Here is a 23,784-nt window from a genome sequence, read left to right as displayed (position 1 = left end):
CTTCCTCCACCTCCCAAAATTTACCCACCCAATACTTCCGATCATCACGCTTAAAACGAGCATAAAACAATGAATTTTCGAATCAAAACGAGCGCTTAACCGCAGGATCTATCAGCCATTGCGTAATCTCATTTGCGCTTTTGAATTTCCTGATTATGGTGCGCAGGAAAATGACCGCTCCTACCGGATGAATCGAAATGACCTCTTCCAATCCTGACTATGCTTTTCTTCACAAACTCGCAGATGCAGCTGACGCTAAGACCATGGAGTATTTCCGCTCCGGGTACGAAGTCGACAACAAGCTAGACGCGGGCTTTGACCCCGTCACCATTGCAGATAAATCCGCTGAAGAAGCTATCCGCGCTGTACTGGAAGCTGAACGTCCCGATCACGGCATCATTGGAGAGGAATACGGACAAGTCCGCGAAACAGCTGAAAACGTCTGGGTTCTGGATCCGGTTGACGGCACCCGGTCCTTCATCTGCGGCACCCCGCTGTGGGGCACGTTAATCGGCCTGCGCACAGGCGGCAAAGCTGTTCAAGGCATCATGAGCCAGCCTTACAACGGTGAACGGTTCTGGGGCGATTGCACAGAGGCTTTCATGACTGGCCCTTTGGGACAACGTCCACTAAAAACCCGCAGCTGTGCATCTCTGTCAGAGGCGATCATCACCACAACAGAACCTGCCTTATTTAACGAAGCAGAGCGCTCATTATGGGATGCAATCTGCGCACAAGCCCGCCTCACTCGCTACAGCACGGATTGCTACGGCTATGCGATGGTTGCAGCAGCTGGTTTTGATGCGGTGATTGAGGCCGGCCTGAACACCTATGATATTTTGGCACTCATCCCGATCATCGAAGGCGCAGGCGGCACAGTCACCAACTGGACAGGCGGCAACGCAGCAGACGGCGGGCAGGTGCTTGCAACAGGCGACAAGCGCTTGCACGACATACTGCTAACCAAACTCGCTTCTGCAGCCGTTTAAAGCCGGGTTAGCGCTAACAGCTTATTCAGCACTGCCCGGAATAAAGGCGTCAAACGCCGCCCAGAATTGCTCTCGGTAAGGGTCCCGCTCCATCAGTATCTCGTGGCGGGATCCACGAATTTCCACAAAACTCATACCCGGACAGGAACGGCACAGCTCTTCCGCATCATCAGTGGAGACGATCTCGTCTTTGCCGGCCCCAAGCACCAGCGAGGGAACACCAAATCCCAGTTGAAAATCCGGTTCTTTGAACTTTTCCGTCGCCAACCCCATAGCACGGAACCAGCTCACGGTCGGAGACCCAAGCCCCAACTGCGGTGCTTGCACCAGAATGTCATTCATGCGCTTGAAGCGGTCTTTGTCAGAGGTCAGCGTGTTGCCGTCATAATCCAGCAGAATCTTATCATTCCCGCCCGGCACAAAAGCATTACCAAGGCCGATCCACACAAGGCTCTTCGCCAGTGCTCCAGCCAACCTGCGCGCACGACCATTCATGGCCAAACCAACCAGCGGCGCTGTCATAATCGCGCGGTCGATCTTTGTCTTCAAACGCCGGTTGGCATGCATTACTACCGCACCGCCCGTTGAATGAGCCAGCAAGAAGTGAGGCCCCGGACAATCCGAGAGCGAAACGTTGTCCAGCACGGCATGCAGATCCAGCGCAAATTCATCGAAGTTTTCAACGTGACCGCGGCGCTCATTCTTCAGCAAGCGCTGAGACCCACCCTGCCCTCGAAAATCAAAGGCAACAACGTAGAACCCACGCGCGCGCAGCTCCTCAACAACCTCGAAGTATTTCTCAATAAACTCGGTTCGGCCCTGTACAATGGTCACCGTTCCTTTGAGCGGAGAACCGGTCGGAGCCCAGCGTGCCCAACGGATTTTAATGTGATCCTCTGTCTCGACAACGCCGGACTGAGTCCCCTCAGGAATCCTATTGAAGTCGGTATCAACCAGTACCATCAGCGCCAAACCTCTAGTTCTCTGTACCTTGTTTTGATAGCCTCTCTTGGCAACATGCCGCAACCGCTAATTCTGCAAGGCCTCTCCCAGAGGCATCGCGGCAACAAGGATATTTCAAATGCACGATACAGACCCAACATCTGTTTCCCATGACATTGTGAGCATTGAGCAACTTGAGGAGTTATACGGCCACCCCAAAGGCGCCTCAGTCGCAAAAGAAATTGCCTACATCAGCGAGCACTACAAAGCCTTCATCGAAGCCGCACCGTTTTTCGCACTGGCCACAGTCGCAGAAGATGGAACAGACTGCTCTCCACGCGGTGACCCAGCTGGCTTTGTGAAAGTCATCGACGAGAAAACAATCCAGTTCCCGGATCGCCGTGGCAACAACCGTATTGATAGCCTACGTAACATCGTAGTTGACCCACGCGTCTCCATCATGTTCCTGATCCCCGGTGTTGGCGAAGCAATCCGCATCAATGGCACAGCTAAAATCTCCACCAATCCTGCTCTTCTGGAAGCGCATGAAATGGAAGGTAAACTGCCCAAGTCAGTTATCACCGTGACTGTCGACACCATTTACTTCCAGTGTCAAAAAGCCATCTACCGTTCTGGCTTATGGACAGAGGAAGCGAAGGTCGACCGCAAGTCGCTCCCGACTGCAGGTCAAATCTCACAGGCCCTTGCCAAAGAACCGTTTGATGGCGATGCCTACGACAAAGCCTATCCGGATCGTATGAAGACCACCGCTTATTAGGCGCACCAACATCAAATGACCTGCCTCGACATAAAAGGCAGGTCAAATGGATAAACAGAGATTGAGAGCTCGGAAGCGCACCTTGCGCTTAGTAACCAAGCACACGGTACTTCAAGATCCAACCTGAGTAGGCATCAACAACCAGGCGCGCACGTTGATTGCCCTGCCAACTGGCCTTCACGATGTAAACATTACCCTTACGCTTTACTTTTTTGAAATTGCGGTAGCCCCAACTACGCAAACGACGCTTGATCTGTTTCTTGTTCAACACGTGCTGTTGTTGCTGCTGCCAATGGCGCCGCTTTTTGTAATGAACAGGAGCAACCTCAACGGTGATGCTTGGTGTCTCAATTCTAAAAAATGAACCTGCGCTCACCGGAGCAGCAGCAGTAGAAACGCCCGTTGCAACAACAGCAGCTGCAATCAGACCGGTAATTTTTTTCTTCAAAGCATTCATCTGTTTTCTCCTTGTCGGCAGTTAGGTTTGCCTGAACACAAGAAGACATTAGCAATGCGAGCATGTACGGGATCAGAAGCGCTTGTTCAGGTTCTGTTAATCTGGAAACCTCGTTTTCAGACCAGTAAAAACACCTAAAATGAAAAAATGCCCTTGAAACTAATTCCCTCAATTCCCATTTCAAAATCACAGGCGCCACAGAGTGGGTCTGTACCGCTTAGAACCTTCGCCAAGATTGGGAAGGCACTGTAAGCAAAAGGAAAATAACATCGTCCGAGCGCTTTGCGGCGAACGATGAACGTTGCTCATATGGCCAATTGGCTACGTAATAGAGGACATAAAATGCGTCATTTCGATCTTACCCCCCTTTACCGGTCCACCGTCGGTTTTGATCGCCTTTTCTCCATGCTGGATGCAAAGGGTGCCGAACAACAAGGGTCAGCCTACCCTCCTTATAACATTGAGCGCACAGGTGAGAGCTCCTATCGCATCACCATGGCCGTCGCCGGTTTTAAGGAAGACGAGCTGACAATCGAAGCCAAAGAACACGTTCTGACTGTTTCCGGCGAAAAACACCCTGAAGGCGAAGACAAAGAAGTTCTTTATCGTGGTATCGCGTCCCGCGCTTTTGAACGTCGCTTCCAGATCGCTGAATATGTGAAAGTGATTACTGCGAGCATGGAGCACGGACTGCTCCATATAGACCTCATCAGAGAAATCCCCGAGGCCAAAAAGCCACGCAAAATCGACATCACATCAGGAGATAAGACAGAACACAAACAAATTGAGGGCGAAACAGTAGCCCATTAACAAGTCACCACAGCCCTCGCAAGGCCCCCTCCTCCCAGATTCCCAGCCTCGCGAGCGGCGCCCACTTTGAGCGTGTTCCAGAAAAGTTCCTCCCAGCCTTCTGGAACACGCGCAAAGACCCAAACAAGAACTATCTCTCAATTGCCTTGGTTGACTGGAGCCTCATTTGGTTGACCAAGGTCCCCCTAAACCTCACAAGGTTCCTCTTCCGCCCATTTCCCAAAAGGTGTTTGGCTGCCTCTCCCTCCCAAAGTAGCCAGACATAATTAACGCCCCGCTCGCCCCAGCGGGGCGTTCTTTTATGCGGTCAACACCTGAGTGAGAGGTACAGAAACAACAACTTCCCCGCTGTCATCTGGGACAAGCAAAGCGTAGATCCGGGACCCAGAGCCACCGGATCAGACCTAGTTAACTGCGAAGCCAAAGACACATTGCTCTGAGCACATTGCAGAAAATCTGCAGGAACCGGAAATTGCGACAACCTTCTCGCTAGATCCCGGATCAAGTGCGGGAAGACGTGTGAGAGTGTGGCACGCCTGTAATCACCTTCAAGAGAGGCACAGCAACAACCACCCCTCCGTCATCCCGGACAAGCGAAGTGTAGATCCGGGACCCAGAGCCACCGGATCAGACCTAAGTTAACTGCGAAACCAAAGACACATTGCTCTGAGCACATTGCAGAAAATCCGGCAGCAACCGGAACTTGCAACAGCCTTCCCGCTGGATCCCGGATCAAGTCCGGGAAGACGTAATAGAGTGTGGCACCGCCTGTAATCGCCTTCAAGAATGGCACACGACAGTAACCACCCCCCCGCCGTCATCCCGGACAAGCGAAGCGTAGATCCGGGACCCAGAGCTACAAGGGTAAACCTCTCCATAAACGCATGACTTGCCAAGCACTCATAAAAAAACCGCCTCGGTAAGAAGGCGGTTTTCTGTTTGCTAACGGCTTTTTAGTTTTTAGAAGTGGCTCAGGAACTCATCAATCTGTTCTGGCGTTGTTGCAAAGCAAGTCACCAAGCGCACAAACACTTCGTCTTCCTCTACAAAATCTGCCGGAATATCGTAGAACTTTGCACCAGCTGCTTCCAGTTTAGCTGCCTGTTCCTTTTTCAAAACAGGGAACAGCTCGTTTGCTTCCGGCCACAGTGGCAGCTTCACGCCCGGCTTGTCCTTTAGGCCATTGGCGAGGCGAAGGCACATAGCGTTTGCATGACGCGCGTTGGCAAGCCAGTGGTCATCTTTCAGATAACCTTCAAACTGAGCAGAGATGAAACGGGCTTTTGAGAAGACTTGAGCTGCCCGTTTGCGAAGGTATTCAAACCCGTCGGAATCTTCAGGCTTGAAGAACACAACAGCTTCCGCACACCAGCAACCGTTTTTCGTGCCGCCAAAGGAAAGCACGTCCACGCCAGATTTCCATGTCATTTCTGCGGGAGAAACATCAAGTGAAACCAACGCGTTTGCAAAACGAGCCCCGTCCATATGCAACGGCACATTGCGGGAATGCGCAACATCTGCCAGCGCCTGAATTTCATCCAGCTGATAGAGAGTTCCGTATTCAGTCGCCTGTGTAATGGAAACAGCTGCCGGACGGCCATGCATAGGATTGTTGTCTGGTACCTTAGCCATGGATTTACGCAGAGCATCAGGCGTGATCTTGCCATGTTCTCCGGCAATACCGATCAGCTTGTTACCTGCTGTAAAGAACTCCGGCGCATGGCACTCATCAACATTGATGTGTGCATCTTCATGACAGAAGATTGCCCCGCCGGGCTTGGCATAGGTCGCAAGCGCCAGCGAATTTGCAGCAGTCCCCGTAGAAACCAGAAAGACGGCTACTTCTTTTTCAAACAGATCATTGAACCGCTGCTCAATGGAGCGGCTCAGTGGATCATCCCCGTAAGCGGTGGCAAAGCCGCTTGTGTGGTCCGCAAGTGCAGTCATAACTGCACTCGTCGCACCTGCCCAGTTGTCACTCGCGAAAATCATAGAAACTGCATAGCAACAAACTGATTTAAAACAACCCTTTTGTCAGCAAACAAAAGAGAAGAGCGCATCACTTCAACAGTGATGCGCTCTGTATTTGAAAAGGCAAACTAACAACTCTCCTGCAAACACCGTGAAGGCGTTTCAAGAAAAAGCCTCACGCATGGCTCTTGGTGTCGCCAATGCCTGTCTCATGATGAATGCCGAAGAACTTGCCAAAAACCCAGTCCAGAGAAAAGACACCAGGTCCGCGGATCACCAGAACAGTTGCCAGGAAAATCCACAATGCACGCTGATCAAAGATCAAGGCAGATGGATGACGATCAAACAACGCACCAATGGTCGGGATATCGACACCATGTCCAAAAACATCGACGATGGACATCGCGATTACAAAGCCAATGAACCCAAGGCTCGCAGCTCGTGTAAACAACCCCACCACAATCAGAACAGGAATGATCACCTCACCCCAAGTCCCCAACAGAACGATCAAACCGTATGGAAAGAAGGCAATCTGGGAAACATCATAACCCGCAGCCTCTGTTATCTGCGGCAATATCTGCGCATAAGCACCGGCTGAAGGAAACAGGAACCCAAGCGCACCATCACCAAACTTGGTCAGTGCTGAATTCCAGAAGTACATGAACAGAACACCGGCAAAGAGAAACCGTGCAGTAAGGCCAAGAAACCATCCGTCGGTCACGCGTTCCAGCCAACCGAACGCACCCTGGTACAAATTTACAAGCATTCTCATTGGATTTCTCCTCTGGTGCATACCACCATTCAGGGGTCTTTCCGCCCGACCCCTTGTCATCAATGTTATGTTTTGATGTCAACGCTCGCGAAGACACGTGCGGTCAGCAGGCAGCCCAATGCCTGCGACAAATCAAAACACTCATATCGGGAAGAAACCGCCTCGGCGGCCTCACCCAAAGTCTTGCCAAAGAACAACAGATCGGCGAATACCGCTACGTCCTGTGCCAGTCCGGTGAGTGTCACGTCCATATCCGGACGGCAAATCAAAATCGCTTGATCAGCCTCAGGCGTAAAGCCATCCACACTTTCCGAACGATTTTGTTTCCAGATTTCACTTAGTGGAAAGGGGGAATAAATCAGAGCGCTGGCGGGGATAGCTGTAAACACGGCGTCACCCAGCAACGAAGGGTCAATCTTGGTCAACGCATCAGGTGCAATGCCAGTATGATCAGCCGCGTGGTACACTGTCAGCCACGCCCACTCCATCATCGCGACATCTTTTAAGTACGGATACTTCGCCAGCGGAGGAAAATCTGCGACGAATTGCGAAAACTTCCCGCCAAACTCACTCAACACAGGCTGCTCTGGCGGATGCGCACGAATGAATTCTGCAGCCAACGCCCGGAAGTAATCTCGTCCAACCAAATCATGCACAGCAGGAAAGTTGGCAGCCGTCGCATCGATCAGGCTTGCCATCACGTTGTTACGGTACACGCCATACCGCTTCTCGGATTTCTCACCATTCCGGCCAACAACACCGTCCGGCACAGGCACGGCAGGATCCATCAATCCGTCCGAAAACATTTCAAAACCTTGCAAGTTTGACTGCAAATCTTGCAAAACAACGCCAAAACCTTTCAAACCAGAAGTTTCCCGTTTTGAATCAGATACCTGAGACATAATCACCGCGCTTTTCTTCGGCTTCAACCTGCGCCTGAATGTGGGACTGAATCACCACATCAGCCTGCTCAGCCTCATAGCGAAGAATATCCCATGTCGGAATATCCGCATCCCACTCAATCAAAGTAGGTTGAGGACCGGTCCTGCCAATCGTTCTGGCGTAAAGCGCCCAAACAGGGTCCGCGACCTTACGATCATGAGCGTCAATAAGAAGAGGATAACCCAGTTCATCCGTATCTGGAGCGTGCCCACCAAGGTGGATTTCCTGCACATGCTCAACAGGGAAGCGATCAACATACGCTTCGGGCGAACCACCGGAGTTTGTTGCAGAAACAAAGACGTTATTCACATCCAGCAGCAAACCACATCCGGTGCGTTTAACGACCTCACGAAGGAACTCGGTTTCTTCGAAGGTGCTTTCTTTGAAAATTATGTAAGCACTTGGATTCTCAAGTAACATCTGCCGTCCGAGGTAAGTCTGCACCTCATCAATATGCTCAACAACCTGCTTCAGCGTCACCTCCGTATAAGGGAGCGGCAGCAAGTCATTATAGTACTCAGTCTCATGTGTAGACCACGCCAGATGCTCACTGAACATGCCCGGATCATACCGATCATTCACATCTTTCAGGCGTGCAAGGTGGCGTTTATCGAGGGGACTCGCACCACCAATGGAAAGCCCAACACCGTGGAGAGAAATGGGATAGTCACGGCGGATAGCTTCCAGATACCCATGTGGAGGTCCACCGGCACCCATGTAGTTTTCTGCGTGAATTTCAAAGAAACCAATATCCGGCTTCTCATTGAGAATGGTCCGGTAGTGATCAGCCTTCAAACCGACACCACCTCTAGCTGGCAGGGTTGCAGGGACTCGTTGCGCGCTCATAACCAGCACCTCGTTCTCTTTATAAGAATTCTTTTAAAAGAAACACCGGAGGAGGATAACCCACCCCGGCGCAACATATCATATTGTAAAATATAGCAATTATTTAGGCAGATCACGCTTAAGTTCTGTCAGGGAACCCTTGCGGCCCTCTGTGAGTTCCATGCCTTCACATGTACCAGTTGGCACGAGTGTCCAAGCATTTCCCTGGTAATCAACAGTTGAAGTACCCGCACATGTAGTGCCAGCGCCTGCTTTACAGTCGTTCTCACCAGCAAGGGAAACGCCGTAACATTTCTCTTTAGAAGCAGCTTCGGCAACAGTAATATTTGCGCCAGCTACAGCAGCAGTAACAGCGGTTGCAAGAAGAGCAGCAGACAACATTTTCTTGGACATTTCAGAACTCCATAAATTGAAATAAGCGAGTGCACGACAGGTGTGGTTCGCATCTGTCATTCATTTTGCCAAAAAAAATGATCAAGAGGAAATCAAACACTTGTTATTTTCACGCGATTATATTCACCAAATGAGATCATATTCCTCACGGGTTCGTGAATAGTTGAAATAATATTGCATCTAACATGAGTTTTAGATGCCAATGCGACAACCTACCTGATGATATTAAAAGAATGGCAATAAAGACTTTCTGAAACGCTCTTGCTCTGCTAATCGAAATCTGGCATGTTCGCACCGCGGAAAAGGACAGGAGTACTGTCCTTATTATCCCGCATGCGTTGATGACAATCTGGAAGACACGTTCCAAGCGATCCACTTAAGAGATCCACACGACGTAAATGAGAAGTATGTAGGCGTACTCCCAACGCCGCGACATTCTCCCCCAAATGAGTGCCTAGCGGACATATCGCAATGCGCTCGCCAAAGGGGTAAGATAAATCGGAGGAAACTCCGAATGGGCGGCCCGATAAACGAGGCCGTGCTTCATTCGACAGATCCGGGGCAAGCCGTGCCGGGGCTTCGAACGAGCCGCGAGGAAGACATCCCCGCGACCCGAACGAGGACGTGACCTTTACCAGTCACATTGAGATGAGCGAAAGTGAGGCCAAAAAATGGCGGAAAAAGGAGGATACACGATGCAAATGAGTGGAAGGGGGACTATGAAGACCCGTGCTACCACCACAGGCACCGTTACGGAAAAACTCCGCGCCGCTGCCAAAGAGGGGCTTTACAATCCAGCCAAAGAGCACGACGCATGTGGTGTCGGCTTTATAGCTAACCTCAAAGGCGCGCAATCTCACCATGTAGTACAAAGCGGCCTGCAGATCGTTGAAAACCTGACACACCGCGGCGCTGTTGGCGCCGACCCATTAATGGGCGACGGTGCAGGTATGCTGACGCAGATCCCACACGAGTTCTTGAAAGAAGAATGCACGAAGATCGGATTCGACCTTCCAGATGCTGGCGAATACGGCGTTGCGTTCCTCTTCCTTCCACAAGACGAAAAACTACGTAAGCAGTGCGAAAGCATTGTTGAAGAGTGTATCGCTGATGAAGGTCTTAAGGTACTGGGCTGGCGCGATGTTCCAGTCGATAACTCTTCTTTGTCCAAAGCACCGGATATTGCAGCCACAGAACCAGTCTCCCGCCAGTTGTTTGTTGTACTTCCAGACAACACAGATGGAGATATTCTGGAGCGCCGTCTCTTTATCCTCCGTAAGGTCATTTCCAACGTCGTGCGTGAGAAATCTGGAGCCGTAGAAAAAGGCTTCTACGTCGTTTCGTTCTCCAGCCGCACAATCGTCTACAAAGGCATGTTCCTCGCTTTCCAGCTTGGCGCCTACTATGACGATCTGCGCGATGAGCGTTACATCTCCGCACTTGCTCTGGTTCACCAGCGCTTCTCAACCAACACATTCCCGTCCTGGGATCTTGCCCACCCCTACCGGATGGTCGCGCATAATGGTGAAATTAACACCCTGCGCGGCAACGTCAACTGGATGGCAGCACGTCAGGCATCGGTGTCCTCTCCTGCGTTCGGAGATGACATCAAAAAGCTATGGCCCATCTCATATGAAGGTCAGTCAGACACCGCGTGTTTCGATAACGCATTGGAATTCCTCACAACCGGTGGATATTCCTTAGCACACGCAGCCATGATGCTGATCCCGGAAGCTTGGGCTGGCAACCCGTTGATGGATGAAAACCGTCGTTCCTTCTACCAATACCATGCCTCAATCATGGAACCTTGGGACGGACCGGCAGCAGTCGCGTTTACTGATGGTCGCCAGATTGGTGCCACTCTTGATCGTAACGGCTTGCGCCCTGCCCGCTACATCGTGACTGATGATGATTTCGTAGTCATGTCTTCAGAAGTTGGTGTTCTCGACATTCCAGAAGAGAAGATCATCCAGAAATGGCGCCTCCAGCCGGGCAAAATGCTGCTTATCGATCTGGAAGAAGGCCGCATTATTTCTGATGAGGAAATCAAGCGTCAGCTTTCGACTGCAAACCCATATAAAGACTGGTTGCACCGCACCCAGATGGTTCTGGAGGATCTGCCACCAGTGCGTGAACGTGCTCCAGTTGCAGGTGAAACCCTTCTCGATCGCCAGCAAGCATTCGGGTACACGCAGGAAGACATCAAGCTTCTCATGCTGCCAATGGCGACAGTTGGTCAGGAAGCACTGGGCTCTATGGGTACTGACACGCCTGTGTCCGTTCTCTCAGACAAACCCAAACTGCTGTACACCTACTTCAAGCAGAACTTTGCGCAGGTCACCAACCCACCGATCGATCCGATCCGTGAAGAGCTGGTGATGAGTCTTGTTTCCTTTATTGGTCCGCGTCCGAACCTGTTTGACCTGAAAGGTCTTTCAACCTCCAAGCGTTTGGAAGTACGGCAGCCGATTCTCACCAATGCTGATCTGGAAAAGATCCGCGCCATTGGTGACATTGAAGACAATCAGTTCCAGACCAAAACCCTCGACATCACCTACTCTGTGGAGAAGGGCACCGAGGGCATGGAAAGTGCGCTGGAGCGTTTATGTGCCCGCGCTGAAAAGGCTGTTCATGGTGGTTACAACATCATCATCCTGTCAGATCGCGTCATCTCACGCGCTCGCATTGCAATTCCTGCGCTTCTGGCAACAGCCGCTGTCCATAACTATCTGATCCGCAAAGGTCTTCGCACCTCAGTTGGCCTGGTGGTTGAAACCGGCGAAGCACGCGAAATTCACCATTTCTGTGTTCTGGCTGGCTATGGTGCTGAAGCAATCAACCCATACCTAGCATTTGAAACAATCCGCTCTATGCATTCTGAAGGGAACTTCCCCGAGGAAGTGGACGAGCATGAAGTTGTGTCTCGTTACATCAAAGCCATCAACAAAGGCATACTTAAAGTTATGTCTAAGATGGGCATCTCCACCTACCAGTCTTACTGTGGTGCGCAGATCTTTGATGCCATTGGTTTGAACTCTAAGTTTATAAAGAAATTCTTCTTCGGCACAGCAACAACCATCGAAGGCATCGGCCTGAAAGAAGTTGCTGCGGAGACCGTTGTTCGTCACCATGATGCGTTTGATGACATTCCAGTTCTTCGTCGCTCACTGGACGTTGGCGGTGAATATGCATTCCGGACCCGCGGCGAAAGCCATATGTGGACACCAGACAGCATTGCACTGCTACAACATGCAGTTCGCAACAACATGCCGGAAAAATATCTGGAATTCGCCAAGGAAGTGAACGAAGCCACTGGCCGTTACACTGTCCGCGGCATGTTCCGCATCAAGACCGCTGAAGAGTTGGGTCGTTGCCCAATCAGCATTGATGACGTTGAATCTGCAGAAGACATCGTCAAGCGCTTCTCAACCGGCGCAATGTCCTTCGGCTCCATCTCTCGCGAAGCTCACACCACGCTTGCCATTGCCATGAACAAGATTGGTGGCAAGTCTAACACGGGTGAAGGTGGCGAAGAGGCTGAGCGTTTCAACCCACTGCCGGATGGCTCACCAAACCCAATGCGATCTGCCATTAAACAGGTTGCTTCTGGTCGTTTTGGCGTAACCACCGAATATCTGGTCAACTCTGATATGATCCAGATTAAAGTGGCACAGGGCGCAAAGCCAGGTGAAGGCGGACAGCTGCCGGGCCACAAAGTGGATGCAGTGATCGCAAAAACGCGCCACTCCACTCAGGGCGTTGGCTTGATTTCACCTCCTCCGCACCACGACATCTATTCAATCGAAGATCTGGCACAGCTGATCTACGATCTGAAGAACGTGAACCCACGAGCAGATATCTCCGTTAAACTGGTGTCCGAAGTTGGCGTCGGAACGGTTGCAGCTGGTGTTGCAAAAGCGCGTGCAGATCACGTCACAGTCTCTGGCTATGATGGCGGCACAGGTGCATCACCTCTAACCTCTTTGAAACACGCTGGTTCTCCATGGGAAATGGGCCTTGCTGAAACTCAGCAAACGCTGGTTCTCAACGGTCTGCGGTCTCGCATTGCTTTGCAGGTAGACGGCGGCCTTCGCACTGGTCGTGACGTTCTTGTTGGCGCACTTTTGGGTGCAGACGAGTACGGCTTCTCTACAGCTCCGTTGATCTCCGCTGGGTGCTTGATGATGCGCAAGTGTCACCTCAATACCTGTCCGGTTGGCATTGCGACACAGGATCCTGTTCTGCGGAAACGCTTTAAAGGCACGCCTGAGCACATCATCAACTACTTCTTCTACGTTGCTGAAGAGCTTCGTACCTTGATGGCAGAACTGGGCGTCAAAAATCTGAACGACATCATCGGTCGTTCCGACATGCTGGACAAAAAAGACGCGATCAAACATTGGAAATCTGAAGGGCTTGATTTCTCACGGATTTTCTACCGCCCGGATGCAACACCAGAAGAAAGCCGTTGGTCACAACTGCAAGAGCACCCGATCAACAACGTTCTTGATCGCGAACTCATCAGAAACGCAACACCATCGCTAGAGACCAAGGTAAAAACGGAGTTCCCGGCAAAGATCAAGTCTGTTGATCGTTCCGTGGGTGCAATGCTTTCCGGCGAGGTTGCAAAGCGCTACGGTGCCAAAGGCTTGAAAGACGATACGATCCACATATCCATGACAGGCACAGCAGGTCAGGCGTTTGGCGCATTCGTCACCAAAGGCATTACGATAGATCTGGAAGGTGACGCGAACGATTACGTTGGCAAAGGCCTTTCTGGCGGACGTCTGATTGTACGGCCACCATCCAATAGCCGCATCGTGCCAGAAGAATCCATCATTGTTGGCAATACCGTACTCTACGGCGCAACCAGCGGTGAAGTGTACTTCCGCGGCGTGGCAGGCGAACGTTTCGCCGTTCGTAACTCCGGCGCCACTGCCGTTGTTGAAGGTGTCGGCGATCACGGTTGTGAATACATGACCGGCGGTGTTGTTGTTGTTCTCGGTCAGACAGGCCGTAACTTCGCAGCAGGCATGTCTGGCGGCATTGCTTACGTTCTGGACGAAGATGGTACCTTCGGCTCCCGTTGCAACCTTGCAATGGTAGACATTCAGCCGGTGCAGGAAGAAGACGATCTACTTGAAAAGCTGCACCACCATGGCGGCGATATCGAGTACAAAGGACGTGTGGATCTGTCAGCCGATATGACACGCCACGACGACGAACGTCTGCGTCTCGTTCTCGATAACCACGTGAAGTATACTGGTTCCACCAAGGCTCAAAACATCTTGAGTGACTGGGAGAACTGGCGTCCGAAGTTTGTGAAAGTTATGCCGGTTGAATACCGCCGCGCGCTTCAGGAAATGAAAGCTGCGCGTATGGGCCTCACGGCTGCGGAATAAGAGGGGAAGACATGGGTAAGGTAACTGGCTTTTTGGAGATCGACCGGCAGGAGCAAAAATACCAGCCGGCATCAGATCGCATCCGCCACTTCCGCGAATTCACAGTCCCGCTCTCGCAGCCGGAAGTGGAACGCCAAGCGGCACGTTGTATGGATTGTGGCATCCCGTTTTGCCATGGTCCAGCCGGCTGTCCGGTGAACAACCAGATTCCAGATTGGAACGATCTGGTGTTTGCAGGTGATTGGGAAAGTGCAGCGCGTAATCTGCATTCAACCAATAACTTCCCGGAATTCACGGGCCGCATTTGTCCCGCTCCCTGTGAGGAAGCGTGTACGCTGAATCTGGAAGACATCTCGGTTGCGATTAAGACTGTAGAACAGGCGATCGCTGACCGTGCTTTCAAAGAGGGCTGGATCAAACCGGAACCTGCGGCAACCAAAACCGGTAAAACGGTAGCGGTAATCGGGTCAGGTCCTGCAGGCTTGGCAGCAGCACAACAGCTGGCACGCGCAGGCCATACAGTCCACGTATATGAGCGCGAACCACGCGCTGGCGGACTGATGCGCTACGGCATTCCTGACTTTAAGATGGAAAAACACCACATCGAACGCCGTGTCGTACAATTGGAAGCAGAAGGTGTCACCTTCCACTACGGTTGTGAAATCGGCAAAGATGTAGAGTTCGAGGAAATCCACACCCGTCACGACGCAACATTGCTGAGCACTGGCGCTGAACGTCCGCGTGATCCGGGCATTCCGGGCATGAACCTCAAGGGTGCCATGTACGCGATGCCGTTCCTCGTTCAGCAAAACCGCCGCGTAGGTGGGGAGGATGTTTCTGACGAAGTACCATATTGGGCTGGCGGCAAGCACATCGTTGTTGTTGGTGGTGGCGATACGGCATCTGACTGTGTTGGTACATCTTTCCGTCAGGGCGCACTGTCTGTAACCCAGATGGACATTCGTCCGATGCCTCCGCTGAGGGAAGACAAGAACCAGTTCTGGCCGTATTGGCCAACTAAGTTCAGGACTTCCACGTCTCAGGCAGAAGGTGCAGAACGTGAGTTCTCAGCTGCAACGCTTGCCATTGTTGGTGACGAAGACGGTGTTGTAACCGGCGTAAAATGCGCTCGTGTGGATGAAAAACGTATTCCAATTCAAGGCACAGAGTTCATCCTCAAGGCAGATCTTGTTCTGGCAGCTATCGGCTTCTCAGGTCCAAATATGGAAACCTACATTAAAGAAGCCAGTGACAATCTGGAACTGGACGAACGCACCAACGTGAAAGCCAACACCGAGGACTACAAAACCTCCATCAAGAAGGTTTTTGCAGCAGGCGACGTTCGCAAAGGTCAGTCTCTGGTTGTTTGGGCAATCCGCGAAGGACGTCAGGCAGCTCGCTCAATTGATGAGTTCCTGACAGGCTCTTCCAACCTGCCACGCTAATAGCAACTTGAATATAGACATAGAAAAGCCCGAGGTGTTTCCGCACCTCGGGCTTTTCACATTCAAGAACTCGTCGGGATTAGGCAGCTTTGACACTTTCTAGGAAACTGGCAACTTCGCTCTTCAAATTCTCAGAGAGTGTTCCAAGCTTACCTGCTGCCCGATGCAGATGGTTAGATGCATCTTTCGTTCCTTGGAAATCACTCCCCAAAACCTGCATATTGGACGCAACCTGAGACACGTTCTGATGTGCATCTGTAAGGCTGCGGGAAATATCCTCGGTCGCCTGCTTCTGCTCTCCAACAGCCTCATTGATGCCCGTGGACAAGGAGTTAATCTGATCGATAGTCAACCCAATTTCACGAATGGCTGTAACCGCCTGCTCTGCAACCTTCTGCACAGATTCCACCTGCACAGAGATTTCTTCAGTCGCTTTTGAGGTCTGGCCTGCAAGGCTCTTCACCTCACTCGCAACAACAGCAAACCCTCGTCCGGCTTTCCCTGCCCGCGCCGCTTCAATCGTCGCATTCAATGCCAGAAGATTGGTCTGATTTGCAATCTGGTCAATCAGCTCAATAACATCACCGATAGCCTTGCCGCTTTCCACCAAACGCCCAACAATCTCGTTGGTTTTCTGAGCACATTTCGCAGCATCCTGCGCAAACCGTGCCGCCTGCGAAGTGTCATCCCCAATAGCACCGGAGGACCGAGAGACACCTTCAGCCGCTTCCACAATGGCTTGCACAGAGCCCTGCGTTGCCTGAGCCACATCACTTGAAGATGCCATCGCTGTGTGAGCACCCTGCACGCTAATGTCCAACTCTTGCGAGCGCATCTCAACGGAGCTGCTAATCTCCAAAAGGTCATGAACAACATGCCCCACAGATGCTTCAAAATCCCGCGCTACAGTTTCAAGCGCTTCTTTGCGTGCATCCGCGAGCTCATGCTCCTGCTGGATTTTGGCTTTTGCGTCAGCTTCGGCCTTGGTTTTTAAAACCACTCGGAATTGAGCAATAGAGCGAGCGATCGCACCAATCTCATCCCCGCGCTCAGTTCCCTTGATCTGTGTATCCAGCGCACCATCAGCCAGTGCATCCAGTCCGCCCTGTAGCTCCGACATCGCAGAACGCATGCCACGCGCAATCACAACGGCAATTACAAAGAACAGCAGTCCAGCAGGTGCACAGACCATCACAATGAAACTGAGATTATCAACGAGCAGCGTTTCCAGCGCACTCTGTCCCTGATCAGACATCAACTGAGATCGCAATCCAGGATCTGCCAAGGCCGAGATGAGGGCATCATATATGACCACAAAGGAAAACAATGTGCCGATAGACATGATCGCCATAGCCATAAAGACCACGAGAACGAATTTGCCCACCATCGACAATTTAAAGACATGCGGTTGGGTAACCATCAATAGCCCCACTTCACCCATAAGTTTAGTGTGAGTAATGTTACCCATGTATGTAAACAGAATGCTACTTTAGCGCGTGGAACTGCATGTATTTACCAAAAAACAGCGATAAAAACCAATTTTTATGAGATTTTTCGGTTTCGACGACGACTTCCCAAATAGAATGATAAAAAATACTTCGGATATTAAAATCCGGTCCAACGAGTATCATCAGCTCGGCCAGATACCTCTGGGAGCACTTCACCTGATACTGTCAGCTTAAAGAGGTCACTGCCTGCACCAGCAGAGCCACCTTTATCATCTGGGCCAATGAGCTTGGTTTCTGGTGAAGTCAAACGCCCGGTCAGAACGATGAAGTTCGGATCGTCTTTGACACCCTCAAAAATAAAGGCAGTCGCACTTCCAAAGATGCGAGCGATCTCGCGCTCCACAAAGTACGCAACTTTTCTATAACCTGCCCAAGTAAAATACACACCATCCTTAGCCCGTAGACGTCGCCTCTTACCCGTTACATCGGGCCCGTGAGATGTGTATTCACCGTTCTCATCCTGAAAAGCAGTCCACACATCAACAAAAATGCCACCAGCTGGCTCAACTTGCTCCTGAAACAAATCATTCAAGAAGCTGAAGTTCGCGCTCATTAGGTATTCTTTTGCAGGTGCCAGTCCAACCCAGATCAAAGGCAATTGCTCATTCCGAACGGCTGCAACCATAGAAGCAGTCCGAAAACGATATTCCTTCTTCCAGTCATTGCCCTGAAACTGTAGCTCTTCCGAGTTCGTCATTGATTGGCCATCAACCAAGCTTTGCTCCGACACCACAAAATTACGATTATCTCGTGCCCCGAGCGATACAACGACAAGACCCACATCATCTGCCTTGAGCGCACGGGCTACGTCCTCAGGCCAGTCTGGTTTCTTGTCAGCAACCAGACCCGTATTCGGGTAGACGAGCTTCTTGATGCGGATGGAAGGTGTATCGGCATAAACTGACTTCAAACCGTCAGCCAATCCCATCGCCAATTCATCACCAATAACAAGCAGAACTTTGGCGTCTTTGCTTTTCTCTTTCTCGGTGATCTTCGGTGCAGCCGCAACGGCACTGCTATCGCGATTTCTGTTCTTGCGACGAGAGCGCGAAGATTTTTTACGGCTTTTCCGCTTGGATGGGTTCACTTGCTCCATCCGTTTTTGGCTACCGCCAAACAACCAACCAAAAAAAGACTTATTGCCCTTATTAGATGCTCCGGTGCTGTTTGTCCGCACTTGCGCAGCCACATCAGTTGACAGAACAAGTGTCCCGGCAAAACTAATGCTTATCACAACCGCAAGCGCGAGTGACAAAAAGGACCGTTGCATAATCGCTTATCTCCTGCGGGAACCAACCACCACCATTGGTTCCCTGCCTTTAGGAAACCTGATTATGTTCTACCTTGCAACCTATTAAGAAGCTTTATTGAGTCGTGACCATCAGGAATCATACCAGAGGCTTTTTGGTATGCCTGAATCGCCTGACGAGTGCCTCGTCCAATCTTACCATCAACAATTCCGGGCTTATAACCCATTTCAACCAGACGCTTCTGCAACGCCTTCTTTTCAGTCAGGGTAAGAGGACGATCCCCACGCGGCCAATCCGCCACAAAACTAGGCATTCCCAACAGCCGGTCGGATAGATGACCAACTCCCAACGCGTAGGCGTTGGAATTGTTGTAGCGTTTGATGACATAGAAGTTTTTCAACAACAGGAAAGCAGGTCCACCAGCACCAGCCGGTGTGTAAAGCCGCGCCATATCCGTTCCACGAGGAAACGCACTGCCATTTGCCCGCGTCACACCAAGTTTACGCCAGTTGGCAACAACTTGGTTTTTGCGCTGATTGCTAAGGCGGTAATTAAAGCCCTCAGGCAAGATCACTTCATAACCCCAGGTCTCTCCGCTCTGCCAACCAACCTTAGAAAGGTAAGCAGCAGTAGAAGCCAAAGCATCTGGAATACTATTCCAGATATCGCGTTTGCCATCACCCGTGATATCAACTGCGTAGGCTTGATATGTCGTCGGGATAAACTGTGTATGTCCCATCGCACCAGCCCAGGACCCTCGCATCTGCTCAGGAACAACATCACCGTCTTGAAGGATCTTAAGAGCAGCAACCAACTGTTTGCGGGCAAATTTGCCACGTCGTCCACCTTGATACGCCAGAGTAGCCAAGGCACGTGGGGTTGATCGCATAATCGATGCATTATCCAAAATGCGCCCGTAAGAGCTTTCCATGCCCCAGATCGCCAGAACCACATGACGACTGACGCCATATTTGGCTTCGATCTTATCAAGCCAACCGTTCCAGTCTCCTGCCATTTGCTGACCGTAGGAAACCCGATCTTCGGTAACCGCGCTATCAAGGTACTGCCAAATCGCTCGGGTAAACTCAGGCTGGTTCTCAGCACTCTTTTTGATGCGTGGGTCAGGCGTCATCCCCTCAAACACACGATCATAAAGCTGAGTAGACACACCCGCTGAAACAGCAGTTCTCTTAAAACTGCTTACCCATTTTTGAAAACCGGTTTGTTGGGCAAAAACATTTGAACTACAAACTAATAAAATCCCAGCGCACAGAGCTGCTGGCAAAGAAGAAAATCGCATACAGTTTTCTCCAGTCACCCGATTAGGAGGTTTTTGAGGCGCATTACGCGCAGTTTTTTGCTTAGCCCACGGAGGCATTACTGCCCTTGACTGCCAACCATGGTAGAAAAAAGGCCGTTTTAAATCAAAACCCACCTTTTAACTCGGCAATTGTAACTATGTAATTTGGAACAGAGCTGGAGTGCTCGACTTATTCTTCCAATGGATCAACGACGGATCCGAAGTCCAGCTTCAATTAAGCTGCTTGCGTAATTGCTATCATCAGAGGAACTTTCAAACGCACGGAATGTGTAACGAGACAGAAGCGCAGCATCCTTTGCAAACGCCCACACAAGACCGAGGGAACCAGTTCCTTCTTTCTCGACAATATCGACACCCTGAAAAATTCTGTACGTGTATCCAAATTGAACATCACCAACGACATCCTGCGTAAATTGGTGCGCGTACCGCACATCTCCTGCATAAAGGATCGATCCGGAAGCTCCATCAATATTTGTACCGGAAAAGCTGGTTGCACCGCCAACTGTCACCGTATCCCGTCGTGTTGGAGACCAGACGAAGGATCCGTCAAAAATCAACCCTTGTAGAGCGCTTAGGCGGTCATCATCCAGATATTCAGCACGCCACCCAACTCCAAACTCACCTCGAAGTTTCGGCCCGCGATCTACAGTCAAACCTGCTTTAGCAAAGTACCCGCGGGACGTCCTATCAAAACAACTCGGGTCACCATTACAATCCTGATCGTATTTGCGAACGAGAAACCCACCTTTCAGATACGGCTCGAACACGGCACCATTATCGAAAGAGGTTCTGAGTGTTGCATCCACCACTGTGTTGTCACGAGGTTGAGAACTGGTCATCTGCCCGCCGTAGACAGTGCGGTCAACACCGATTCCACCACGCAATTGAATGACCGAAACCCGACGGCTCAAAGAAACACGACCACCAATCTCCTGAACGGAGTTTGTACGCCCGCTCACAGCCTCGTTTTCAGCAGAAGACCGCTCCTCGCGAGAGAAGGAATAAGCCCCTTCAACGTTCGCCGTGGTCCGATCTCCCAGATCCAGTCGCAAGTTACTGAGCCCGGTAATAACTGGTTGGTTGTTGTTTGGCTCATTGAAGAAAGCACGGAGGCTTCCCCTCAGCTCCATGCCCAGCTCATGCCTGTCCCAGTCAGAAACCACAGTAACGGCGGCATCCACTTCATAAAACCCATCTGGCGTTCCACCATTGGCTTGTTCTGCGTTATCAGTCCAACCAAGGCCAGCATCAATTGATGGTGTTAAACGCAGTGATCCAAGCCGAATGCCGATCGCTCGATCTTGTACGGTTTCACCATCAAAGATCCCTTCATCCGATTGCCCTCCGCCCCCAACAGGACGAGATATTCTGGATGCGGCTTCTACTCTTTCAGAAAACCGAGGAGCTCTGCTGTTCCTTCCAGTGGACGTCAATTGTTGACGTACGCTCGCAGTGAGTGGTTGAGCGACTTGACGTTGTGACCCTTCTTCTATCTGCTGCTCATAAGGCTCTGCATCAGTCTCAGTAGGTCTCTCAAAACCTGAAGTCCCGTCATCATCAAAAGACAAACTGTCGCGAAAACCAAAATCTGAAGATTGAGCATATGCCACGCCCTGCCAAAAACCGCCCAGCATCAAACCGCACATCAAAATAGACGCGGCACAAAGGCGTTTTAGAAGGTTCGGCTGCAACAACATAAAACTATCCGAGAATACCCCTTTGTATTAAAGGAGGTCAGTTAGGCTCACAGTCGCTGAACATGGTTAATGTTTCCTTGAGAACTGCCGCTCTACCCCTGATTGTTTTCTCAATCTAGATTTGATAGAGGGAAACTAAGTCTTGCCCCAGAGTGTTCACAATGCACTCTTACTTAGAAGCAGGAATCTTGCTGCAAAAGCGTCATTGTGCTCCAGAGAGCAAAGCCAAGAAGTAGTGCCCAATGCATATGCCATCATTTCTTACGCATGAAGATCGTCCACTACGGCCTTCAGGGGAGTGGATACACTCTGCTGCGAAAACCATTGAGACGGAGATTGCGGCACTTAACGAGCTCCAAGCCAGCCTATCCAATGGCCTTGCAGAACCTTTTAAGAAAGCTGTCGAGACAATCGCCCATGCCAAAGGGCGCGTCATTGTCTCCGGCATAGGTAAAAGCGGCATTATTGGAACAAAACTAGCGGCAACGCTTGCTTCAACAGGCACACCAGCATTCTTTGTTCATGCGAGCGAAGCAAGTCACGGTGACTTGGGCATGATTACTGAGGACGACGTCGTTATCGCTTTGTCATGGTCCGGTGAAACACTGGAACTTGCCAGCCTCATCGCCTTTACGCGACGTTTCAAAGTACCTCTCATTGCGATCACAAGAAGTGCGACAAGTGCTTTGGGTCAAGCGGCGGACGTTGCCTTAGCACTTCCTAAAGTTCCGGAAGCATGTCCGCATGGCATGGCTCCAACTTCCAGCACACTCATACAGCTTGCTCTTGGGGACGCGCTAGCCATCACCCTTTTGGAAGCGAAAGGCTTTACGGCGCAAGACTTTAAAGTTTACCATCCGGGTGGCAAGCTAGGTGCCAGTCTCATGCATGTAAAAGACGTCATGCACAGCGCAGATCACCTGCCGCTTGCTCAAACCGGCATGCTGATGAAAGAAGCACTAATCCTAATGACACAAAAGGGGTTTGGCGTTCTCGGCGTTACAAATACCCAAGGCACTTTGATCGGCATTATCACCGATGGTGATTTGCGTCGTCACATAAGCTCTGACTTTCTGGATAAAACCGTCGAGGATGTGATGACTCATAGCCCGAAAACGATCGAAGAAACTCTTTTGGCACCGTCAGCCCTAGAAATAATGAACTCACTCAAAATCAGTTGTCTCTTCGTCGTGCAAGACGACAAGCCAGTAGGAATCATCCGTACTCTGGACCTGCTTAAGATTGGCGCAGCCTAAGATACAGGCCGATCTGACAACACGATTGTAATGCTCGGAAACGCATCAAAGTTCCGAGCATTTTTTAATACCACATGCCCGAATTCTGTATGGCCTTAAGTTCAGCACCTCCAATTTGCCTCTATTTTTCATTTATTAGGATTTGGTTAGCCATAATCCCCCAAAATAACATTAGTTAGTTTGCCTCATCTGGGGCTGTGATCGGGTAAGGTAAATGGATCTAGCGACGATTATCGGCATTCTTGCCGCCTGTATAACAGTGCTCATCGCGATTTTTATAGGTGGTAGTTTCAGTCAGTTTGTTGACACGCCTTCCATCCTAATTGTGTTTGGCGGCGGCATGGCTGCAACGTTGGTGCGCTTTCCTTTGAACGGTCTATTGGGCGCTTTTGGTATGGGAGCAAAACTGGCTTTTACCCATAAGAAAATTGAACCTCGCGCCCTCATTGACAACATTGCACACCTTGCGGAAACCGCCAGAAAAGAAGGTCCTCTAGGTCTTGAGAAGGTTCAGATTGATGAGCCAACCCTAGCAAAAGGCATGCAGTATGTTGCCGATGGATATGAGTACAATCTCATTCGCGAATCCATGGAAAAGGAGCGCGACCTGTACCTCAATCGTCTGAATGAGGGCTCACGCGTCTATCGTGCACTTGGCGACTCCGCACCGGCATTCGGGATGATCGGAACACTGGTCGGTTTGGTGCAGATGTTGGCAACAATGGACGATCCATCCACCATTGGCCCATCAATGGCAATTGCGTTGCTGACAACGTTGTACGGTTCCTTCATCGCAAACGTCGTGTGTATTCCCGTCGCCGATAAATTGGACTCGAAATTCGAACAAGAGGAACTCAACCAAACACTGGTTATTGATGGTGTTCTTCAAATTCGAGAAAATAAGAGCCCATCTCTCATTCGAGAAATGTTGCTTGCCTATATTCCTGAAAAAGGCCGAGCAGGCTTCGCAGAAGCTGCTGCTTAAGTGCTGAAAAGGACTCTATG

At 50.8% G+C, this 23,784-nt stretch carries 18 protein-coding genes; 7 read left to right on the top strand and 11 right to left on the bottom strand.

Annotated features, from left to right (window positions below; all coding sequences use genetic code 11):
• Positions 1-197: 197 nt before the first annotated feature.
• Positions 198-989: a histidinol-phosphatase gene (gene hisN / locus BLS62_RS21970; RefSeq protein ID WP_093186046.1), complete on the top strand. Its 792-nt coding sequence runs from the start codon at positions 198-200 to the stop codon at positions 987-989.
• Between the two features lie 21 nt (positions 990-1,010).
• Here hisN and BLS62_RS21965 read toward each other — a convergent pair whose 3' ends face one another.
• Entirely contained in the window at positions 1,011-1,952 is a 942-nt protein-coding gene (locus BLS62_RS21965) for an alpha/beta fold hydrolase (protein WP_093189403.1), read from the bottom strand.
• A 118-nt stretch (positions 1,953-2,070) separates the two neighbouring features.
• Between BLS62_RS21965 and BLS62_RS21960 the strand changes: the two genes are divergently transcribed.
• Positions 2,071-2,709 (top strand): pyridoxamine 5'-phosphate oxidase family protein, encoded by a 639-nt coding sequence (locus BLS62_RS21960; protein ID WP_093186042.1) that lies wholly within the window; start codon positions 2,071-2,073, stop codon positions 2,707-2,709.
• An 88-nt stretch (positions 2,710-2,797) separates the two neighbouring features.
• On the opposite strand, the gene BLS62_RS21955 is transcribed toward BLS62_RS21960, so the two are convergent.
• Positions 2,798-3,166 carry a hypothetical protein gene (locus BLS62_RS21955; RefSeq protein WP_093186038.1) on the bottom strand — a complete coding sequence of 123 codons (369 nt, stop codon included), beginning with the start codon at positions 3,164-3,166 and terminating at the stop codon, positions 2,798-2,800.
• A 342-nt stretch (positions 3,167-3,508) separates the two neighbouring features.
• Here BLS62_RS21955 and BLS62_RS21950 point away from each other — a divergent pair, with 342 nt between their 5' ends.
• Positions 3,509-3,976 carry an Hsp20 family protein gene (locus BLS62_RS21950; RefSeq protein ID WP_093186035.1) on the top strand — a complete coding sequence of 156 codons (468 nt, stop codon included), beginning with the start codon at positions 3,509-3,511 and terminating at the stop codon, positions 3,974-3,976.
• A 960-nt stretch (positions 3,977-4,936) separates the two neighbouring features.
• Here BLS62_RS21950 and BLS62_RS21945 read toward each other — a convergent pair.
• From BLS62_RS21945 to BLS62_RS21925, 5 genes are all read right to left on the bottom strand, one after another.
• A complete protein-coding gene (locus BLS62_RS21945) occupies positions 4,937-5,968 on the bottom strand; it encodes a threonine aldolase family protein (RefSeq protein WP_093186030.1) in 1,032 nt (343 codons plus the stop codon).
• A gap of 154 nt (positions 5,969-6,122) precedes the next feature.
• Positions 6,123-6,713, bottom strand: coding sequence for a DoxX family protein (locus BLS62_RS21940; RefSeq protein WP_093189400.1), 591 nt, complete (start codon positions 6,711-6,713; stop codon positions 6,123-6,125).
• Between the two features lie 71 nt (positions 6,714-6,784).
• Complete coding sequence (locus tag BLS62_RS21935) at positions 6,785-7,621, bottom strand: HvfC/BufC N-terminal domain-containing protein (protein ID WP_093186025.1); 837 nt, start codon at positions 7,619-7,621, stop codon at positions 6,785-6,787.
• Complete coding sequence (locus BLS62_RS21930; RefSeq protein WP_093186021.1) at positions 7,605-8,507, bottom strand: MNIO family bufferin maturase; 903 nt, start codon at positions 8,505-8,507, stop codon at positions 7,605-7,607. The genes BLS62_RS21935 and BLS62_RS21930 overlap by 17 nt, the downstream gene beginning before the upstream one ends.
• Before the next feature lie 99 nt (positions 8,508-8,606).
• A complete protein-coding gene (locus BLS62_RS21925) occupies positions 8,607-8,900 on the bottom strand; it encodes a BufA1 family periplasmic bufferin-type metallophore (protein WP_093186017.1) in 294 nt (97 codons plus the stop codon).
• A 719-nt stretch (positions 8,901-9,619) separates the two neighbouring features.
• On the opposite strand from BLS62_RS21925, the gene gltB reads away from it, so the two are divergent.
• Both gltB and BLS62_RS21915 read left to right on the top strand, forming a co-directional pair.
• Positions 9,620-14,302 (top strand): glutamate synthase large subunit, encoded by a 4,683-nt coding sequence (gene gltB, locus BLS62_RS21920; protein ID WP_200798557.1) that lies wholly within the window; start codon positions 9,620-9,622, stop codon positions 14,300-14,302.
• An 11-nt stretch (positions 14,303-14,313) separates the two neighbouring features.
• Entirely contained in the window at positions 14,314-15,747 is a 1,434-nt protein-coding gene (locus BLS62_RS21915) for a glutamate synthase subunit beta (RefSeq protein ID WP_093186010.1), read from the top strand.
• Positions 15,748-15,826: 79 nt separating this feature from the next.
• Here BLS62_RS21915 and BLS62_RS21910 read toward each other — a convergent pair whose 3' ends face one another.
• The 4 genes from BLS62_RS21910 to BLS62_RS21895 all read right to left on the bottom strand — a co-directional run bounded on the left by BLS62_RS21910 (position 15,827) and on the right by BLS62_RS21895 (position 21,523).
• Positions 15,827-17,167, bottom strand: a complete 1,341-nt coding sequence (locus BLS62_RS21910; RefSeq protein WP_208991021.1) for a methyl-accepting chemotaxis protein — start codon at positions 17,165-17,167, stop codon at positions 15,827-15,829.
• A 185-nt stretch (positions 17,168-17,352) separates the two neighbouring features.
• Positions 17,353-18,525: an SGNH/GDSL hydrolase family protein gene (locus tag BLS62_RS21905; protein ID WP_208991020.1), complete on the bottom strand. Its 1,173-nt coding sequence runs from the start codon at positions 18,523-18,525 to the stop codon at positions 17,353-17,355.
• Positions 18,526-18,587: 62 nt separating this feature from the next.
• Positions 18,588-19,805, bottom strand: a complete 1,218-nt coding sequence (locus tag BLS62_RS21900; protein ID WP_093186002.1) for a lytic murein transglycosylase — start codon at positions 19,803-19,805, stop codon at positions 18,588-18,590.
• 206 nt (positions 19,806-20,011) lie between these two features.
• Positions 20,012-21,523 carry an outer membrane beta-barrel protein gene (locus BLS62_RS21895; protein ID WP_093185997.1) on the bottom strand — a complete coding sequence of 504 codons (1,512 nt, stop codon included), beginning with the start codon at positions 21,521-21,523 and terminating at the stop codon, positions 20,012-20,014.
• A 242-nt stretch (positions 21,524-21,765) separates the two neighbouring features.
• On the opposite strand from BLS62_RS21895, the gene BLS62_RS21890 reads away from it, so the two are divergent.
• Together BLS62_RS21890 and BLS62_RS21885 are read left to right on the top strand one after the other, a co-directional pair.
• Positions 21,766-22,779 (top strand): KpsF/GutQ family sugar-phosphate isomerase, encoded by a 1,014-nt coding sequence (locus BLS62_RS21890; protein WP_093185989.1) that lies wholly within the window; start codon positions 21,766-21,768, stop codon positions 22,777-22,779.
• A gap of 214 nt (positions 22,780-22,993) precedes the next feature.
• Entirely contained in the window at positions 22,994-23,764 is a 771-nt protein-coding gene (locus BLS62_RS21885) for a motility protein A (protein WP_093185984.1), read from the top strand.
• The last annotated feature ends 20 nt before the right edge of the window (positions 23,765-23,784 follow it).

It is taken from the genome of Pseudovibrio sp. Tun.PSC04-5.I4 (assembly GCF_900104145.1).
In the GTDB taxonomy this organism is placed as follows: domain Bacteria; phylum Pseudomonadota; class Alphaproteobacteria; order Rhizobiales; family Stappiaceae; genus Pseudovibrio.
The sequence above is the reverse complement of the archived record's forward strand: the minus strand, read 5'-3'. Positions and strand labels throughout refer to the sequence as shown.

Excerpts from the sequence above, each read along its gene's own strand:
- hisN (WP_093186046.1), top strand. The coding sequence starts at position 198 with ATGACCTCTTCCAATCCTGACTATGCTTTTCTTCACAAACTCGCAGAT.
- BLS62_RS21965 (WP_093189403.1), bottom strand. The coding sequence starts at position 1,952 with ATGGTACTGGTTGATACCGACTTCAATAGGATTCCTGAGGGGACTCAG.
- BLS62_RS21960 (WP_093186042.1), top strand. The coding sequence starts at position 2,071 with ATGCACGATACAGACCCAACATCTGTTTCCCATGACATTGTGAGCATT.
- BLS62_RS21955 (WP_093186038.1), bottom strand. The coding sequence starts at position 3,166 with ATGAATGCTTTGAAGAAAAAAATTACCGGTCTGATTGCAGCTGCTGTT.
- BLS62_RS21950 (WP_093186035.1), top strand. The coding sequence starts at position 3,509 with ATGCGTCATTTCGATCTTACCCCCCTTTACCGGTCCACCGTCGGTTTT.
- BLS62_RS21945 (WP_093186030.1), bottom strand. The coding sequence starts at position 5,968 with ATGATTTTCGCGAGTGACAACTGGGCAGGTGCGACGAGTGCAGTTATG.
- BLS62_RS21940 (WP_093189400.1), bottom strand. The coding sequence starts at position 6,713 with ATGCTTGTAAATTTGTACCAGGGTGCGTTCGGTTGGCTGGAACGCGTG.
- BLS62_RS21935 (WP_093186025.1), bottom strand. The coding sequence starts at position 7,621 with ATGTCTCAGGTATCTGATTCAAAACGGGAAACTTCTGGTTTGAAAGGT.
- BLS62_RS21930 (WP_093186021.1), bottom strand. The coding sequence starts at position 8,507 with ATGAGCGCGCAACGAGTCCCTGCAACCCTGCCAGCTAGAGGTGGTGTC.
- BLS62_RS21925 (WP_093186017.1), bottom strand. The coding sequence starts at position 8,900 with ATGTCCAAGAAAATGTTGTCTGCTGCTCTTCTTGCAACCGCTGTTACT.
- gltB (WP_200798557.1), top strand. The coding sequence starts at position 9,620 with ATGAAGACCCGTGCTACCACCACAGGCACCGTTACGGAAAAACTCCGC.
- BLS62_RS21915 (WP_093186010.1), top strand. The coding sequence starts at position 14,314 with ATGGGTAAGGTAACTGGCTTTTTGGAGATCGACCGGCAGGAGCAAAAA.
- BLS62_RS21910 (WP_208991021.1), bottom strand. The coding sequence starts at position 17,167 with ATGGTTACCCAACCGCATGTCTTTAAATTGTCGATGGTGGGCAAATTC.
- BLS62_RS21905 (WP_208991020.1), bottom strand. The coding sequence starts at position 18,525 with ATGCAACGGTCCTTTTTGTCACTCGCGCTTGCGGTTGTGATAAGCATT.
- BLS62_RS21900 (WP_093186002.1), bottom strand. The coding sequence starts at position 19,805 with ATGCGATTTTCTTCTTTGCCAGCAGCTCTGTGCGCTGGGATTTTATTA.
- BLS62_RS21895 (WP_093185997.1), bottom strand. The coding sequence starts at position 21,523 with ATGTTGTTGCAGCCGAACCTTCTAAAACGCCTTTGTGCCGCGTCTATT.
- BLS62_RS21890 (WP_093185989.1), top strand. The coding sequence starts at position 21,766 with ATGCATATGCCATCATTTCTTACGCATGAAGATCGTCCACTACGGCCT.
- BLS62_RS21885 (WP_093185984.1), top strand. The coding sequence starts at position 22,994 with ATGGATCTAGCGACGATTATCGGCATTCTTGCCGCCTGTATAACAGTG.